Genomic DNA, 16756 nt, shown 5'->3' with positions numbered 1-16756 from the left:
ACGAGCAGCAGGAGGTGCGGGTGAGCCAGGAGCTCGACGCCGCGGTGCCCGCGAAGCAGGGCGCCCAGCAGAACGGGCAGGCGGCGGCGCAGTCCGCGCCGCCGAAGCCGAACGGTGCGGCGCCGAACCCGTCCGCGACCCGGCGGGTCCGGGCGCGCCTCGCCCGGCGGATCACCGCGCAGCGTGCCGCTCCGGTCAAGCAGGTCCTCGAACCCCTCGCCGTCATCCACCGCGAGCTGCATCCCAACGCCGACCTCGGGCTGCTGCAGCGGGCCTACGACGTCGCCGAGGAGCTACACCGCAACCAGCGGCGCAAGTCCGGCGACCCGTACATCACCCACCCGCTCGCCGTCGCGACCATCCTCGCCGAGCTGGGCATGGACACCACGACCCTGGTCGCGGCCCTGCTGCACGACACCGTCGAGGACACCGGCTACGCCGTCGAGAGCCTCAAGGCCGACTTCGGCGAAAAGGTCGCCGAGCTGGTCGACGGCGTCACGAAGCTGGACAAGGTCAAGCTCGGCACCTCCGCCGAGGCCGAGACCATCCGCAAGATGGTCATCGCGATGGCCAAGGACCCCCGGGTGCTGGTCATCAAGCTCGCCGACCGGCTGCACAACATGCGCACCATGCGTTTCCTGCCGCCGGAGAAGCAGGCCCGCAAGGCCCGCGAGACGCTCGAAGTGCTCGCGCCGCTTGCCCACCGGCTCGGCATGGCCACGGTGAAGTGGGAGCTGGAGGACCTCGCGTTCGCCATCCTGCAGCCGAAGAAGTACGACGAGATCGTGCGCCTGGTCGCCGACCGCGCGCCCTCGCGCGACATCTACCTGCGGTCGGTGATCGCCGAGCTGACCAGCAACCTCGTGTCGTCGCGGATCACCGCGAAGGTCGAGGGACGGCCCAAGCACTACTACTCGATCCACCAGAAGATGATCGTCCGCGGCCGCGACCTGGACGACATCCACGACCTGGTCGGCGTGCGGATCCTGGTCGAGGACGTCCGCGACTGCTACGCGGCGATGGGTGTCGTCCACGCGCTGTGGCAGCCGGTGCCCGGCCGGTTCAAGGACTACATCGCCCAGCCGCGCTTCGGCGTCTACCAGTCGCTGCACACCACGGTGATCGGCCCGGACGGCAAGCCGCTCGAAGTGCAGATCCGCACCTACGAGATGCACCGCACCGCCGAGTACGGCATCGCCGCGCACTGGCGCTACAAGGAAACCAAGGGCACGCACACCGGCAACGCCATGGACGTCGACGAGATGGCGTGGATGCGCCAGCTCCTCGACTGGCAGCGCGAGGCCGCGGACCCCGGCGACTTCCTCGAGTCGCTGCGCTACGAGCTGGCCGCCCGCGAGATCTTCGTGTTCACGCCGAAGGGCGACGTGATCACGCTGCCGGTCGACTCGACGCCGGTCGACTTCGCCTACGCGGTGCACACCGAGGTCGGGCACCGCTGCATCGGCGCCCGCGTCAACGGCCGCCTGGTCGCGCTCGAACGGAAGCTGGAGAACGGCGAGTCCGTCGAGATCTTCACGTCGAAGGCGGAGAACGCCGGGCCGTCCCGCGACTGGCTGTCGTTCGCCGGGTCGCCGAAGGCCCGCGCCAAGATCCGGCAGTGGTTCGCCAAGGAGCGCCGCGACGAGGCGATCGAGGGCGGCAAGGAAGCCATCACCAAGGAGATCCGCAAGGTCGGCCTGCCGATCCAGCGGCTGGTGTCCGCGGAGTCGATGGGCGCGGTGGCGACCGAGCTGCGGCACGGCGACATCTCGTCGCTCTACGCGGCGGTCGGCGAGGGCCACACCAGCGCCAAGCACGTGGTGCAGCGGCTGGTGGCACTGATCGGCGGGGTCGACGCGGCGGAGGAGGAGCTCGCCGAGCGGGCCACGCCGTCGACGGTCACCCGCCGCCGCGGCTCCAACGACGTCGGCGTGGTGGTCAAGGGCGCCAGCGACGTGTGGGCGAAGCTGGCCCGCTGCTGCACCCCGGTGCCGGGCGACGAGATCCTCGGCTTCGTGACCCGCGGCGGCGGCGTCTCGGTCCACCGCACGGACTGCACGAACGCCGGCGACCTGCAGTCCCAGCCCGAGCGGCTGGTCGAGGTCGAGTGGGCGCCGTCGGCGTCGTCGGTGTTCCTGGTGGCCATCCAGGTCGAGGCCCTCGACCGGCACCGGCTGCTCTCGGACGTGACGAAGGTGCTGGCCGACGAGAAGGTCAACATCCTGTCGGCCTCGGTGACGACTTCGCGCGACCGGGTCGCGGTCAGCCGATTCTCGTTCGAGATGGGCGACCCGAAGCACCTGGGTCACGTCCTCAAGGTGGTCCGCGGCGTGGAGGGCGTCTACGACGTCTACCGCGTGACCTCGGCCTCCTAGCCCCGGCTTTCCGGCGGTCTGGTCTGCACCGCCCAAGGTGGCTCACCTCAGCGTCTTGAATGACTCATTCAGGACCTCCGAAGACCTGAATGAGTCATTCAAGACGGTCTGGGCCACGGCATCGCCGAGACCCGAACCGCGCGGGCGGCTGAACGCCAGCAGGTGCACCAGCACCGCGACCCCGGCACACCCCTGCGCGACGGCGTTCACGGCGCGAACTCGATGCCGTGCCGTCCGGCGATCTCCGGCACCTGGGCGGGCGGCGCCCCGGCGACGTCGTGGAAGAACCGGCCCATCGCCCCGGTCAGGGCGACCGCGAGGAACTGGGCCGAGGGCGTGTGCACGGTGAACGTGTTGCGCGCGCCCGCCGGGATGCTGATCGACGCGCCGGGGCCGAGGTCGTGGAGTTCACCGTCGACGTAGACCGTGATGCGCCCGTGCAGCACGTAGAAGCTCTTCGCCCACGGCTCTGCGTGCGGCGGGACCGACGGCCCGCGGGGCGCGTCGACTTCGAACAGCTCGTAGGCGTCCCCGGTGTGCCCGGCGGCGACCTTGACGATGATCCGCGCGTCGCCCGTGTCGAGTTCCGGGCCTTCGCCCGGTCCGCTGAAGTGAGTCATGGCCCGACCGTAGAAACGCCGGGCACGGGGCGGCCATCCCGGAAATGTGGGATACCCGCGCGGGGACCCGCGGCGCATACTGCGTCCATGTGGGAGGGCCGGGCGCAGGGAGTGCGGCGCGAGGTCGCCGCGCTCGCGACGGCGGGCCTCGGCGTCGCCGAGCTGCACGCCGCCGCCATCGAGCTGGTCGACCGCGTGGTGCCCGCGGAACTCACCTGCTGGGCTTCGCTGGACCCGGACACCGCGGTGATCAGCTCGATGACCAGCGGGCGGGCCCGCATCCCCGGCGCCTACGAGCCGCTGCTGGCGACCTACGAGTACGACGGCGCCCAGCCTCATACCTTCGCCGAGCTGGCCCGGCGGCCGGTGCCCGTGGCGCGCCTGTCCGACCTGCCGCGCCGGGACCTCGACCGCAGCGGGCGCTTCAACGAGGTCTGGCGGCCGCTCGGCCTGGGTGCCGAGCTGCGCGCGGTGTTCCAGGTGGACGGCACGTCCTGGGCCGCGGCAGGCCTGGTGCGCCGCGGTGAGTTCAGCGACCGCGAGGTCGAGTTCCTGACCTCGGTCGCGCCTGCCCTCGCGGCCGCGACGCGGGTGGCAGCCCGTACCCGCGGGACGGGGGAGCGGCCGGAACCGGCGATCGTCGTGGTCGGCCCGGACGGCAGGCAGCGCTCCGCCACCGCGGCCGCCGCGGCGTGGCAGGCCGAACTGGATGAGATCGCGCCCGGCCGGTTCGCCGTGCTGGTGCGGGCGGTGGTCGTCGGTGCCCGGGCGGCCGCAGGCGGGACGTTCCGCGCCCGCGTGCGCGACGCCCGCGGCGGCTGGCTCGTGCTGCACGCCGCCCGGCTGGTCTCCGGGGAGGATGACGGCGAGACGGTGGTGACCGTCGAGCGCGCCTCGGGCACCGAGCTGCTGGGCGTGCTGCTCGCCGCCTACGGCCTGACCGCGCGCGAACGCGACGTCTGCCGCGAGGTGCTGGCCGGACGGTCCACAGTGGACATCGCGGGCCGGTTGGGCATCTCGGCGCACACGGTGCAGGACCACCTCAAGTCGGTGTTCGGCAAGGTGGGTGTCCGCAGCCGTGGGGAACTGACGGCGAAGCTGTTGTCCTGACCGCCGGGAATTGCCGAGCGATTCCGCGGAATCAAAGACCGTGCCGGGCGATGATCGGGCCCGCCCGGCGGGCCTCGAGCCGCCAGCGCTGTTTCCGGAAACGCAGGACCACCGCGGCCGCCAGTGCGCTGCCCGCCAATGCCGAAGCGGCGGCGAGAAGCATGCTGCCCGCGGTCATCGACCACCACACGAGCCCGAATCCGCCGACGACCGCGACCGCCAGGAGTGCGGCGGCGGGTCCTCGGGACAGCCACACCCAGCGGTCGCCGTCGGCCACCGCTTCGCGCAGGGAACGGGCCCGCCACAGCAGATCCGCGTCGTCGACGCCGAGTTCGAGGATGCGCCGGGCGGCGTCGGCGCAGAGCCGCCGCTGCCGTTCGCTGGCCATCACCATGGTTCCGTCACGGGTCACGCTGCACGCTTCGACGGCCCGCCGGTAAAGCACCGCCGCCAATTCCCGGCGGATGCCGGGATCGGCGCCGTGCTGGATTGCCGACCGTTCCAGTTCGGCGATCCGCTGTGAATCCTCTTCGAACAAGATCACTCCCGGAAAATACGGTGCCGTTTTCTGGGTCTGCATGATACGGTCTGCAAATTGCAGCGACGGGAGGTGGAATGGTCCAGCTCGGTTCCGGTCGGCTGGCGGCCGTCGTCTTCGCCGCGACCCTCGCCGGCTGCGGTGCCGTGGGCACCGCGGCGTGGCTCGTGCAGCACCGGGCGCAGGCACCGGCCGAGCCCGGCCTCGCGCTGGGCACCACCATCCCGGCCACCACCCTTCCGCCGGACACGCCTGTTTCGGAGACGCCGCTTTCCCAGACGTCGCAGACCACCGAAGCGTTACCGGACACCCTCGAACGCGTGACCGGACCAGCCGGGCTGGCGACCGTCCTCCCGCGGGGCTGGTCGACGAAGACGCTGCCGGAGCCGGGCAGCATGCAGGCGACCGACCCCGCGGACGCGCGCCGGATCGTCAAGTTCGGCGGCGCGCCGCCGTCGGACGACACGGACATCCTGACCTACCACCAGCGCTACGAGCAGCAGATCGCCAAGCGCAAGGGATACGTGCTGCACGGCCTGAACCCCACGACCCTGCGCGGGTACGACGCCGTCGACTGGGAGTTCGCCTGGGACGCCCCCGAAGGACGGCGGCACGTCCGCGCCTTCTACTGGCGCAGCGGCGGCATCGAGTACTACGTCTACGCGCACGGGCCCGAGTCGAGCCGGCCCGAAACCACCGCGCTGGTGCAGCGGATGCTCGACGAAGCCACGCCCTGACCCCGACCGAAACCCGTCCCCGATCCGAGGAGCAGCATGGCCGACGACACCACGCGCTACCTGTGCGCGGCGTCCTATCTCGATCCCGGCTACAGCAGGCGGGCGATCACCGAGTTCCTCGTCGAGCCCACCCGGCCGGTGCCGCCGTCGCCGGGCCTGGACGCGGGCCGCGTGCTGACCGAGGCGGTGCGGGCACGGGCCCGCCGGAAGAACTACGACGGGCTGCTGGTGGGGCTGATGGCCGTCGTCATCGGGCTGTCGTGGGACAACCCGTGGCTGTACGGCTGGATCGTCCTGTCGATCGTGCTCGTGGTCGCGCGGGCGGGGAGGAGCACCGTCAACCCGAAGGTGCTGCTGGTGCTCGCGGTCGTGGCCGTGTTCGGCTGGCTGCTGCTGACCTACGCGGACGAGATCTTCGGGTCGAGCCGGTACTCCTCGCGCTACTACGACGACGACTACTACGGCGCGTCCTCCGGCGGCGACACCGCCCGGATCGTCGTCGGGATCGTGCTCGCCGTGGTCGTGCTCGTGGTCGTCACGATCGAGCGGTGGTCGCTGTGGAACCTGCTGACGACGCGGTTCAAGCGCCTCGCCCCGCCGTCCCCCGACAGCGGCAGCCTCACCGGGCTGCTCACCGAGGACTTCCGCGACGAGCTCGCCCGCTACCAGCGGCAGGACGAGTTCGCGGGCGCGCCGGGCGCGCCGCTGGTGGTCTACCGCGGCTACAAGCCGTTCGTGGGCGCCGGGTTCCGGCGGGACGCGTGGTCCATGGCGATCCCGCTGGAGCGGCTCGAAGACGACGAGGACGCCCCGGAAGAGCGGCCGGAGCTGACCACCGAAGCGTTGTACGAGGGAATCCGCGCGGCGATCGCGAACCTGCGTGAGTCGAGCGCGCTGTCGCCGGACCGCAGGCTGGCCGGGCTGACCGTGACCGAGGCGGTGTACACCCCGGCCGCCGAGCTGATCGACCACCTCGCCGAGCCGGAGGCGGCGGCGTTCCTGCCGGACATCGAGTACCCGCCGCACACGCGGCTGACCGCCGACCACGTCGCCCGGCTGCGGACCGAGCCGAAGGAGTGGGCCCGCTACTACCTGTGCTTCCAGGTGGAGACGTGGGACCGCGACCTGGTGCTCACGACGTTCCTGCACGTCGCGGTGGACGACACGACGCTGTACGTCGAGTGGACGCCGTTCATGCTGCCGCCGATCCGGCCGGAGTACCGCGCGGTCGACCGGATGCGCCAGGACTCGCTGCGCCCGTTCTGGCAGGGGTTGCTGGCCTGGCTGGAGATGCCGGCGAGCCTGGTCGGCCGGATCGCGAACCTCGCGTCGTGGATCCGGCAGCCCAAGCGCGAGCCCGGCGTCCTCGACCCGGACCGCTACGGCGCCGCGAACACCCTGCGCGAGCTGGCGTCGGTGAACCTGTTCACCGACTACTTCCAGCTCGTCGACATCGAGCGGTACGAGAAGATCATCGAAAGCCGCCTGCTGCCGTCGATCGGCAGGCTCCTCGAAGAGGCCGGGTACTCGACGGCGAAGTTCGAGGAACAGGCGGCGGTGGTGATCAACAACGACATCACGATCGGTGGCGACAACCGCGCCCCGATCACCCAGACCGGGCTGCGCGGCCCGCGCCTGCGCACCCCCGGCCGCCCGACCAGGACGGAGGCCTGATGGGACACCGCATCACGAACAAGGTGAGCATCGGCGGCGACAACTCGGGCCGCATCACCCAGACCGGCATCGAGGGCGGCGGCACCGAAGCGGCGATGACATCGCTGCTGGACCTGATCGAGCGGCTGACGGCCGAGGTCCGCGGGAAGGACCTGGCAAAGCAGGAGGTCCTGGAGGATACGCTGACCGACCTGGCAGCCGACGTACGCGCAGGCGACGCGGCCGAGCCGGCCGTGGTGCGCAGCCGGTGGGAGAAGGTCAAGGGCCTGCTGAGCGGGGCGGTGCAGTTCTCGGAGCTGGTGGCGAAGATTTCCGAGCAGGTGCAGAAGATCTTCACCTGAGCGGTCTGCCAGAGCCGTTACTCCCCCCCCCCCCGAGGAACTTCCGCAGCAGCGTGTTCACTTCCTCCGGCCGTTCCATCGACGGCAGGTGCCCGGTGTCGGCCAGTTCCACGAGTTCCGCGGCAGGCAGCGACGCCGCCAGGTGCTCCGACAGCTCGACCAGGCCCCGGGCATCCGACGTGCCGATCACCACCAGCGCCGGGGTCGTGACCTCGCCGAGGCGGTGCCGGGTGTCCGGGATCCGCTCCGTCCACTGTGGAGCCGTCCAGTCGTGCCGGTACACCTGCTCGCACATTTCCCGGACCAGCGCGAGCATTCCGGCCGGGAGCACCGACACGTCGCGGTCCGGACCCGCCACCAGGTAGCGGATGTTGGCCTCGGCCATGCCCCGCACGTCCGCCGGGTCGACGTCGGCCTCGCGGGCCGCGTAGCGGGCGAGGCGTTCGGGTGGGACCGTTTCGGCCGTCACGCGGGCGATGTCCGCCTGCATGTGGTCCGGCCACGTGTGCCCGGTGAGGCCCGAGCCGAGCAACGCGATCCGGGTGATCCGCTCCGGCGCGGCGAGGGCGGCGTCCAGCGCGCACGCCCCGCCCATCGACGCCCCGACGAGTGCGGCCTGCTCGACCCCCCAGGCGTCGAGCAGGGCCAGCAGATCCTCGTAGTGGGCGTGTTCGCCGGATTCGCCGCCGGTTTCGCCGAACCCGCGGCGGTCGTAGCGGATCACCCGGTGCGTGGCGGCGAACGCGGTGAACTGCGCGTCCCACATGCGGCGGTCGCCGATCGCGGCGTGCAGCAGGACCAGCGCGGGTCCCGCACCCGCTTCGTCGTAGCCGAACGCCGTCCCGTTCACTTCGATCGTCGCCATGGCCCCAAGCTAGCGACCCGACCGCGTCACACACCGCACGTTTCGCTGAGGGCGAGAAGCTAGGGTGCCGACCATGACCGACGGATTCGACCTGACGCGCGACGGCGAAGTCGCCCGGCTCACCCTGAGCCGTCCGGAGAAGATGAACGCCATCACCTACGGCATGTGGGCGGCGATCCCGGACGTCGTGGCCGAGGTGGAGGCCGACCCCGCGCTGAAGGTGCTGGTGGTCGCGGGCGCCGGCAAGCACTTCTCGGCGGGTGCCGACATCAGCGAGTTCCGGGACCTGCGCACGACGGCCGACGGCGCGGCGAGCTACGACAAGGCCGTCCAGGGCGCGGTGGCGGCCCTGACCGCGATGCGGAAGCCGTCGGTGGCGATGATCCGGGGCAACTGCATCGGCGGCGGCTGCCAGGTCTCGGTCGCCTGCGACTTCCGCTTCGCCGCCGACGACGCCCGCTTCGGCATCACCCCGGCCAAGCTCGGCATCGTCTACGACTTCGACTCGACACGCCAGCTGGTCTCGCTCGTCGGCCCGGCGCACGCCAAGTACTTCCTGCTGTCGGGCGAGCTGATCAGCGCGGCCCGCGCCCGCGAAATCGGCCTGCTCAACGACGTCTTCCCGGCCGGGCGCCTCGAATCCGCGACGGCCGAGTTCACCGCGACACTCTGCGCGCGCTCGCAGGCGTCGGTCCGCGGCATGAACCGCATCATCGAAAAGATCGTGGCCGGGCAGGAAACCTCCGACGCCGAGGTGGCGGAGATCCGCGCCGGGGCCCTGCACGGCGAGGACTACGCGGAGGGCGTCGCCGCCTTCCTGGAGCGACGCCCGCCGCGGTTCACCTTCCGCTGAGCGGGCTCACAGGTAGGCGCGGAAGTGCTCGGCGACGACGTCGGTCACCCCGGCCGGGTCGAGGCTGCCGTCGATCTCGATGACGCGGATGCCGAACGCCCTGGCCGAGCGGACCGCCTCCGCCGCGAGCATCCGGTCGCGGGTGAGCCGGGTGCGCTGCTGCGGGATCGCGGGCGCGTCCGGCCGGTGCCGCAGCTGGTGCTGGCGGAACAGTTCCGTCGGCACCAGCACGACCATCCGGTCCGGCGAGTCCACGAGCGGGGCGACCAGGTCCGGCCACAGCGCCCGGCCCTCGGCGACGACCGGCCGCGGCGACGTCAGCCCGCGCAGGTCGGCCAGCGCACGCTCGAAGCGCTCCCGGAACTCGGCCTGTGCGGCGGTCAGCTGCTCGGCGGCCGGGACGTCGCCGTCCGGCACGGTGACGGGCCGCGCCCGCTCGTCGTGGTGGTAGGTGGTCAGGCCGTGCCGGTCGGCCAGCAGCCGGGCGACGGTGGACTTGCCGGTCCACGGCGCGCCGCCGATCCACAGCGTCCTGCGCAGGGTCCCGAACGGATCCGAGGTCATCGTTCGACTATTGCGGCACCGGCGGCCCCGGGGCCAGTGTTCCGGCGGGGGTTGAGCCGTTCAGCGCAGAGTGACCCGCTGCACACGGACGGCGGTCACTTTCCGTCGCCTTCGTCGACCACCAGCACGGTCGAGCTGTCGGCGAATTCCGGCTCGGCGTCCAGGGAGACCCGGAAGCGCGAGCCGGGCCGGACAGCGGCGATCACCTGCACGCCGGCGGTGTCCAGCACGAAGATCGAGTGTTCGGCGGTGATCGGCTCCGGCCGCAGCACGACGTCCGCCCGCGGCTCCGGGACGACGATCGGCAGGGGCAGCGTCCCGCTGACCGAGCCGGACCCGTCGTCGTGCTCCTCGCGGGTGTCCGGCTCGAACGGCGGAGGCGGGAGCAGCTGCGGGCGCCGCCGCCACCAGAGCCCGCCGAGCAGGCCGGCCAGCAGGCCGGCCGCGCCGCTGAGGGCCGACGCCGTCCCGGCGCCGAGGCCGTCCGGTGCCGCGGCCGCAGCGGGCACCTGGGCGGCCTGCGCGGGCGGCGGGGCAGTGGTGGGCAAGGGCCCGTACTGGACGGACGGGGCTTGCGCGTCCTCCGGCAGCTGGAGCACCTGACCCGGCTCGATCGCGGCGGGATCGGTGAACGGCGTGCCGTCCGGCCGCGGTCTGCCCTGGTTGAGCAGGAAGATCTCGGGGAACCGCCGTCCGTCGCCGAGCGCGCGTTCGGCGATCTTGAACAACGTGATGTCGTCCGGGTTGTCGGCGTGGGGCACGATGAAGTACTTGACCGACGGCGGCGGCGACGCGTCCTGCGCGAGCGCCGGGCCACCGGCGAGCACGGCGAACAGGACCCCGGCGCAGCCGGCCTGGCCGGCCCGCCCGAGAACGCGGCGCAGCGCGAGAACGCGGTTGTCGGCCATCGTCGGCACCTCTCCCCGGCGACCCCGGCGGGTCTGGCGGTGTTGCCCCTCTACACGGGGCCGGTGCGGACGCGGTTCAGATCTTGCCCGGGCGAACTGCCGTGAACGACTCGTTCAGGTCGTCCGGCGACCTGAACGAGTCGTTCACGGCGTGCGTGCTACTGGACGGTGACCCCGGTGAACTTCACCTGCTTGGTCGGCGCCCCGGTGCCGTCCTGCGGGCTCGGGTTCGCGATGCCGGCCCGTGCGACGGAGTCGAGCACCTTCAGGCCCTCGTCGCTGATGCTGCCGAACACCGAGTAGTCCGGCGAAAGCTCCGCGCTGCCGTAGACCATGAAGAACTGGCTGCCGCCGGAGTTCGGGGCCTGCGTCTTGGCCATGGCGAGGATGCCGCGGCCGTACTTGATCTCCGGGAACGCCTCGTCCGGCATCGTGTAGCCGGGGCCGCCCTGGCCGTCCGTCGTCGGGTCGCCGGTGGCCGACGGGTCACCGCACTGCAGCATCTGCAGGCCCTCGGTGCCCAGCCGGTGGCACATCGTGTCGTTGTAGAAGTTCTGCTTCGCCAGGCTGAGGAAGCTCTGCACCGCGCACGGCGCCAGCGACCGGTCGAGCGTCAGCGGGATGTCACCCGCGGTGCTCTTCAGCGTCACGTTCACCGTGCCGGTCGACGGGACGTTCTTGCCGTCGGGCAGATTCACCTTCTTCGGTGCCTTGCCGGTCGTGTCGGCCTTGTAGTCGCACGTCGTCGGATTCGGCAGCGGCTTCGACCGCTTCGGCAGCGCCGTGCGCTGCGTCGGGATCTGGATCTCGGTCGGCGGCGGGGTGGCCGAGGACGAAGCCGCGGCGTCGGTGCTGCTGTCGCCGCTGTTCGCGCTCACGATCCACACCACGACACCGGCGACGACGAGGACGGCCACGCCGACCACACCAGCCCCGATCATCCGGCGTCGCTTCTGCTGCTCCAATCGGCGCTCGAGCTGACGCTCGAGCTTGCGCTTCGCAGCTTCGCGGCGCTGCTGGTTGGTCGCCACCCCGTACCCTCCAGGTTTCCGCTCGTCTCACACGTTTGAGGTAGCGGCAGTGTATGGGCACAGCCTGTGAGGACCATGTACAGGGCCCGCTAGTCTCAACCCGATCGTGATCGGCGCCATCCGGCGCGGATGTCCGGGAGGCGTTCGGTGCTCGTCGTCGGGTTCGGCAGCGGCCCGCTGCAGGCCAACTGCTACCTGCTGGCGGAGGCCGCCGGCGGGCCCTGCGTGGTGGTCGATCCGGGGGAGGACGTCGCCGCGCCGCTGGCCGCCGCGCTCGCCGAGCACCGGCTGGTCCCGGGGGCCCTGCTGGCCACCCACGGGCACCCCGACCACGTCGCTTCGGCCGCGAAACTTTCCGCCGAGCACGGCGTCCCGCTGCACCTGCACCCCGGCGACGCGGCGCTGTACGACGGCGACAGCGTCCCGCTCGAACCCGGCACGTACGCCGGGCTCGCCGTCGACGTCCGGCACGCGCCGGGTCACACGCCCGGGTCGGTGGTGCTGGCCCTGGAGACGGCCGAGGGCGGGCGGCTCGCGCTGACCGGCGACACGCTGTTCGCCGGCTCGGTGGGCCGCGGTGACGTCGCGGCGGCGGTCCGGGACCTGCTGACGGGCTTCCCGGACGACACGGTGGTGCTGCCGGGCCACGGCCCGGCGACGACGATCGGCCGGGAACGCGCGGGCAACCCGTTCCTGGCCGGGACGGGGGCGTGAGCGTGACCGAGCGGCTGCCGCTGTTCGAGGAGGACCCGCGCGGGCGCCGCCGCCGCGGGATTTCGGGCCTGGTCGGCGTGGTCATCGTCGCCGCCGCGTTCGGCGGCATCGCGGGCCTGATCGGCGGCACCGTGGCCGGGCTGGTCGTCGCGCTGGTGGTCGCCCTGCCGCTGCTGTACGTCATGGCGGTCAGCCTCCGGCGCCGCGTCTGGCTGGAGGGCACGACGCTGGTCGTGCGCACGTGGGGCCTGCGCCGGGTCGACCTGGTCACCGCGACCCGCCTGGACCTGGTGATCGGCGACGTCCGTGGCAACCGGACGGTGAGCCTGCTGGTCAACGCGGGACAGCGCGGGAAGGTCGCGAAGGTCGACCTCGCGGTGTTCTCCGGGACCGGCGGGCGCGAGCTGGGCGTGCTGCAGCTGCGGAAGCTGGCCAACGCGCTGATGAACAACACCGAGGCCAACGGCCTGGTGTTCGGCGAGCTGCTGGTCGCGGAGCTGAAGGCCGAGGCGCACGACGCGGCGATGGCCGAACGCCCGCTCTACCGGCTGGCGTCGGTGGCGCCGTCGGGCAAGTACGTGCAGCGCTTCACGATGGAGGCCGTCAGCCGGTTCGTGGCAACGCTGGACTGAGGTGCCCGGCCGGCTCGCGGGAGGCGATCAGCGCGGCCAGGACGGTGGTCACCGGGACGGCCGCGACGATGCCGACGCTGCCCGCCAGCGTCCGGATGATCTCCTGCGCGATCTCCTCGCTGCCGAGCAGCGCGCCGAGCCCGACGCCGGAGATCGAGGAGTACAGCAGCACCGGCAGCGCGGCCCCGGCGTAGGCCATGACGAGCGTGTTCACCGCCGAGCCGACGTGGTCGCGGCCGATCCGCAGGCCCGAGTGGTACAGCTCGCGCCACGTCAGGTCCGGGTTGGCGCGGCGAAGTTCCCAAACAGCACTCGTCTGGGTGACGGTGACGTCGTCGAGCACGCCGAGCGCACCGATCACGACACCGGCGAGCAGCAGCCCGCGGGCGTCGATGCCGTGCCCGAGCGAGCCGATGAGCGTCGAGGTGCTGTCGTCGAGGCCGGTGAGCGACGCCGCGACGGAGAAGATCGCGGACAGGACGCCGATGAGCGCGAGGCTGACCAGCGTGCCGAGCACGGCCGCGGAGGTCCGCGCGGAGAGCCCGTGGGTCAGGTAGAGCGCGACGAACATGATCGCCCCCGCCCCGGCGATGGCCACGACCAGCGGATTTTCCCCGGCAAGGATGGCCGGGAGGATGAACAGGGCAATGACGACGAAGGAAAGCCCGAGCGCAACGAGCGCGGCGACCCCCTGCCACCGCCCGAGCACGAGCACGGCAACGGCGAACAGCGCGGCCAGCACCAGCAGCGGAGTGCCACGCTGGAAGTCGACGAGCTGGAAACTGGCCGGATCGGCAGGGTTCCCGCCGTTGTAGGAGAGGACAACGGCATCCCCGGCGGCGAACCGCGGCGTGCTGGGTTCGATCGGCACGGTCAGCTTGAGCGGCTTCCCGCTCGCGGGGCCGTCGGTCATGGTGAGTTCGACGGTCAGGCAGGGCTTGGCGTTCGGGTCGGTCTGGTCACCGACCTGGACCTGTCCCTGGGCGAGGCAGGGGCCGGTCGTGGTGGCGCCGATGGAAGCGGCAACGGGAGTCCCTTGCGGGACAACGCTTTTCGGCGATGGCTTGCCCCAGGGGTAGAGGACGGCCATCGCGACTACGGTGGCCAGCGCGAGCGGGGCGAGCAGCCAGATCAGGAGAAGCCGGACCCGGCGTGACGCCGGGGCGGCTGGGCCGTGGCCGTGACCATGGCCATGACCGTGGCCGGTTTCGGGGGGTTTCTTCGCCGGGCGGGTGGCGCGTTGTGGTCCGGTGTCGGTTGGGCGGGCGGCGCGTTGGGGGCCCGTGTCGCCGTGTCGTTCTTCGGCGGGAAGGTGCTGGGGGCCGGTATCCGCACGGCGGGTGGCGCGCTGAGGGCCGGTGTCGCCGCGTCGCCCTTCAGCGGGCAGGCGTTGGGCGCCGGTGTCGGCTGGGCGGGCCGTGCGCTGGGGCCCCGTGTCGCCCCGTCGCCGCTCGGCGGGGAGGCGCTGCGGGCCGGTGTCGCCACGCCGTCCCTCGGCGGGGATCGGCTGCGCTCCGGTGTCCGTGCGGCGGCGTGGGGGCGTGCGGCGGGCCGGGGTTCTGGGCGAATGGGACGTTCCCGCCGCCGGCCGGGCCGCCGGAGGCGGCACCTCGTCCGGGACCCGGCGAATCGGGCCGGTTGCGTCGTCGTCGAGGTCGGGGCGGTCCACCCGCACATCCTCGCAGCGGCTTTCGCCGTGCTCGCAACGGGCCGCCGTCGCGCCCGGTTTCGGCCGTGTCGTCCGTCCGGGTGCATCGGTTCCGCCGAACCCGCGTGATCGAAGCCGGAACTCGCGTGATCGAAGGCGGATCTCGCGTGATCAGAGCCGGAACTCGCGTGATCGAAGGCGGATCTCGCGTGATTGAAGGGGCATCACGCGCCGGACTGGCGGACGTGGACCCGGCGGTAGGCCGAGGGCGGGGTGTCGAAGTGGTCGAGGAAGGCCTGGCGGAGGGTCTCGGTCGAGCCGAAGCCGCAGCGGCGGGCGATCGTGGCCAGCGGGAGGTCCGTGCCGGACAGCAGGCGGGCCGCGTGCTCCGTGCGGACCGTCCGGACGTAACGGCCCGGGGTGGTGCCGAGGTGGGCGTCGAACAGGCGGGTCAGCTGGCGCGTGCTGATCCCCGCGCGGGCCGCCAGGGCCGGGGTGCCCAGGTCGGCGTCGAGGTTCTCGGTGATGTACGCCGTGAGGTCGCGGACCTCGCCGTGCTCCGGCGGCGGCCCGGACAGGAACAGGCTCACCTGGGCCTGGTTGCCCGGCCGCTGCAGGTAGGTGACCAGCATCCGGGCCGCTTCGCGGGCCAGTGACGGGCCGTGGTCGGCCTCCACCAGCGACAGCGTCAGGTCGAGCCCGCTCGTCACGCCCGCCGCCGTGTAGACGTTGCCGTGCCGGACGTACAACGGCACCGGATCCACCGTCACCGCCGGGTACTGCCGGGCCAGCCGGTCGGCGTACCGCCAGTGTGTCGTCGCGCGGCGGCCGTTGAGCAGCCCCGCCGCCGCGAGCACCTCCGCGCCCGTGCACACCGACGCGATGCGGCGGCTGGTGCGGGCGAGCCGCCGGACGTGGGCCAGGACGCGCTCGTCGGCCGCCGCGGCCGTGCTGCCCCAGCCGCCCGCCACGACGAGCGTGTCGAGATCGCCGGCGACCTGGTCGAGCCGCAGGTGCGGCTGCAGCACCAGCCCGGCGCAGGTGCGGATGCCGTGGCCGTCGACCGAGGCGAGCTGGAGCTCGTACGGCGGCCGCGCGCCGAGCCGGTTCGCCGCGTCGAACACATCGGCGGGACAGGCGATGTCCAGCAGCTCGGCGTCGGCGTATCCGACGAGCACGACCCGTCTGGGTGACCCTGGCATGATCGAACGCTAGCAGCCCGGCCCGGCGCTGGGACGCGGTTCGCAGGAATTCGGACATCGGCGTCCGCCCGCGGCCCGGTTCCCGCCACGCTGAACCGCATGACCGATGAGCAGAAGACCATCGCCTTCGTCGTGTACCCCGGCCTGACGCCCCTCGACCTCGTGGGCCCGCTGCAGGTGCTGAGCGCGCTGGCCGAGTTCGTGCCGGAGTACCGGACCGTGGTCGTGGGCGCCACGAAGGACACCGTCGGCACCGACACGCCGTTGCAGGTCGCCCCGAGCCACACGTTCGACGAGGTGCCGTCGCCCTTCGCGCTGCTGGTGCCCGGCGGCACCGTGCCGACGATGCGCGCGATGTCGGACGAAACGCTCCTGTCCTGGCTGCGCACCGCGGCGGCGAGTGCCGAGCTGGTGACGTCGGTCTGCACCGGCTCGCTGATCCTCGGCGCCGCCGGGCTGCTGGACGGCAAGCAGGCCACCACGCACTGGATCCTGCGCGACGTGCTGGCCGCGCTCGGCGCGACGCCGGTCGCGCGGCGGTGGGTCGAGGACGGGAAGGTGATCACCGCCGCGGGCGTCTCGGCGGGCATCGACCTGGCCCTGCACCTGGTGGAACGGCTGGCCGGACGGCAGGTCGCCACGAACGTCCAGTTCGCCATCGAGTACGACCCCGAGCCGCCGCAGGGTGCGCTGGACTGGGCGAACCAGCCCTACGGCGACCTGAAGCCGCTGCGCGAGCACACCCTCCGGGAGGGCCTGGCCGCCAATCCGGCGCTGCTGGAGAAACTCCTCGCGCACGCCTGAGGCCACGCCGGGCGATCTGCCGCGGCTTGTCGTGAGTGCGTAACAGTGTTCTAACACTGTTACGCACTCACGACCGCGGACTGGCGGCCCCGGCCACCCGGCCGAGCAGGGCGCCCCCGGGGGGTGCCCGGGGGGGGGTA

General features: G+C 72.3%; 18 protein-coding genes. 9 read left to right on the top strand and 9 right to left on the bottom strand.

From position 1 onward, the window contains the following. The first annotated feature begins 20 nt into the window (after positions 1–20). The gene (locus ABJI51_RS34315) at positions 21–2375 is read left to right on the top strand and encodes a RelA/SpoT family protein (protein ID WP_348955247.1); all 2355 of its coding nucleotides are present in this window, start codon (positions 21–23) and stop codon (positions 2373–2375) included. Positions 2376–2417: 42 nt separating this feature from the next. Here the strand turns inward: ABJI51_RS34315 and ABJI51_RS34310 are convergent, their stop codons facing one another. After that, positions 2418–2585 carry a hypothetical protein gene (locus tag ABJI51_RS34310; RefSeq protein WP_348955246.1) on the bottom strand — a complete coding sequence of 56 codons (168 nt, stop codon included), beginning with the start codon at positions 2583–2585 and terminating at the stop codon, positions 2418–2420. Continuing rightward, positions 2582–2995, bottom strand: coding sequence for a cupin domain-containing protein (locus ABJI51_RS34305; protein WP_348955245.1), 414 nt, complete (start codon positions 2993–2995; stop codon positions 2582–2584). Before ABJI51_RS34305 ends, ABJI51_RS34310 begins: the two co-directional genes overlap by 4 nt. A gap of 87 nt (positions 2996–3082) precedes the next feature. Between ABJI51_RS34305 and ABJI51_RS34300 the strand changes: the two genes are divergently transcribed. Then, positions 3083–4105: a helix-turn-helix transcriptional regulator gene (locus ABJI51_RS34300; protein WP_348955244.1), complete on the top strand. Its 1023-nt coding sequence runs from the start codon at positions 3083–3085 to the stop codon at positions 4103–4105. A gap of 31 nt (positions 4106–4136) precedes the next feature. Here ABJI51_RS34300 and ABJI51_RS34295 read toward each other — a convergent pair whose 3' ends face one another. Next, complete coding sequence (locus tag ABJI51_RS34295; protein ID WP_348955243.1) at positions 4137–4649, bottom strand: hypothetical protein; 513 nt, start codon at positions 4647–4649, stop codon at positions 4137–4139. A 71-nt stretch (positions 4650–4720) separates the two neighbouring features. On the opposite strand from ABJI51_RS34295, the gene ABJI51_RS34290 reads away from it, so the two are divergent. From ABJI51_RS34290 to ABJI51_RS34280, 3 genes are read left to right on the top strand one after another with little or no spacing between them, the layout of a single operon-like run. After that, positions 4721–5380 (top strand): hypothetical protein, encoded by a 660-nt coding sequence (locus ABJI51_RS34290; RefSeq protein WP_348955242.1) that lies wholly within the window; start codon positions 4721–4723, stop codon positions 5378–5380. 36 nt (positions 5381–5416) lie between these two features. Then, complete coding sequence (locus ABJI51_RS34285; protein ID WP_348955241.1) at positions 5417–7054, top strand: hypothetical protein; 1638 nt, start codon at positions 5417–5419, stop codon at positions 7052–7054. Continuing rightward, complete coding sequence (locus ABJI51_RS34280) at positions 7054–7395, top strand: hypothetical protein (protein ID WP_348955240.1); 342 nt, start codon at positions 7054–7056, stop codon at positions 7393–7395. The genes ABJI51_RS34285 and ABJI51_RS34280 overlap by 1 nt, the downstream gene beginning before the upstream one ends. Here the strand turns inward: ABJI51_RS34280 and ABJI51_RS34275 are convergent. Next, positions 7388–8260, bottom strand: a complete 873-nt coding sequence (locus ABJI51_RS34275; RefSeq protein ID WP_348955239.1) for an alpha/beta fold hydrolase — start codon at positions 8258–8260, stop codon at positions 7388–7390. The two genes, ABJI51_RS34280 and ABJI51_RS34275, sit on opposite strands and share 8 nt — an antisense overlap. A gap of 73 nt (positions 8261–8333) precedes the next feature. On the opposite strand from ABJI51_RS34275, the gene ABJI51_RS34270 reads away from it, so the two are divergent. After that, positions 8334–9113, top strand: a complete 780-nt coding sequence (locus ABJI51_RS34270; RefSeq protein ID WP_348955238.1) for an enoyl-CoA hydratase/isomerase family protein — start codon at positions 8334–8336, stop codon at positions 9111–9113. A 6-nt stretch (positions 9114–9119) separates the two neighbouring features. Here the strand turns inward: ABJI51_RS34270 and ABJI51_RS34265 are convergent, their stop codons facing one another. The 3 genes from ABJI51_RS34265 to ABJI51_RS34255 all read right to left on the bottom strand — a co-directional run bounded on the left by ABJI51_RS34265 (position 9120) and on the right by ABJI51_RS34255 (position 11616). Beyond that, a complete protein-coding gene (locus tag ABJI51_RS34265) occupies positions 9120–9677 on the bottom strand; it encodes a hypothetical protein (RefSeq protein ID WP_348955237.1) in 558 nt (185 codons plus the stop codon). Between the two features lie 95 nt (positions 9678–9772). Continuing rightward, the gene (locus tag ABJI51_RS34260; RefSeq protein WP_348955236.1) at positions 9773–10585 is read right to left on the bottom strand and encodes a LysM peptidoglycan-binding domain-containing protein; all 813 of its coding nucleotides are present in this window, start codon (positions 10583–10585) and stop codon (positions 9773–9775) included. 158 nt (positions 10586–10743) lie between these two features. After that, positions 10744–11616, bottom strand: coding sequence for a peptidylprolyl isomerase (locus ABJI51_RS34255; protein WP_348955235.1), 873 nt, complete (start codon positions 11614–11616; stop codon positions 10744–10746). Between the two features lie 147 nt (positions 11617–11763). On the opposite strand from ABJI51_RS34255, the gene ABJI51_RS34250 reads away from it, so the two are divergent. Next, a complete protein-coding gene (locus ABJI51_RS34250; protein ID WP_348955325.1) occupies positions 11764–12330 on the top strand; it encodes an MBL fold metallo-hydrolase in 567 nt (188 codons plus the stop codon). 2 nt (positions 12331–12332) lie between these two features. After that, positions 12333–12962, top strand: a complete 630-nt coding sequence (locus ABJI51_RS34245; protein WP_348955324.1) for a hypothetical protein — start codon at positions 12333–12335, stop codon at positions 12960–12962. Here the strand turns inward: ABJI51_RS34245 and ABJI51_RS34240 are convergent. Both ABJI51_RS34240 and ABJI51_RS34235 read right to left on the bottom strand, forming a co-directional pair. Then, positions 12934–14631 carry a YibE/F family protein gene (locus tag ABJI51_RS34240; protein WP_348955234.1) on the bottom strand — a complete coding sequence of 566 codons (1698 nt, stop codon included), beginning with the start codon at positions 14629–14631 and terminating at the stop codon, positions 12934–12936. The two genes, ABJI51_RS34245 and ABJI51_RS34240, sit on opposite strands and share 29 nt — an antisense overlap. Positions 14632–14834: 203 nt before the next feature. Next, on the bottom strand, positions 14835–15812 hold the full coding sequence (locus tag ABJI51_RS34235; RefSeq protein WP_348955233.1) for a GlxA family transcriptional regulator: 978 nt from the start codon (positions 15810–15812) through the stop codon (positions 14835–14837). A gap of 99 nt (positions 15813–15911) precedes the next feature. Between ABJI51_RS34235 and ABJI51_RS34230 the strand changes: the two genes are divergently transcribed. Then, entirely contained in the window at positions 15912–16616 is a 705-nt protein-coding gene (locus tag ABJI51_RS34230) for a DJ-1/PfpI family protein (RefSeq protein ID WP_348955232.1), read from the top strand. Positions 16617–16756 lie beyond the last annotated feature (140 nt).

It is taken from the genome of Amycolatopsis melonis, from assembly GCF_040064235.1.
GTDB classification, from domain to species: Bacteria; Actinomycetota; Actinomycetes; order Mycobacteriales; family Pseudonocardiaceae; genus Amycolatopsis; species Amycolatopsis melonis.
The sequence above is the reverse complement of the archived record's forward strand: the minus strand, read 5'-3'. Positions and strand labels throughout refer to the sequence as shown.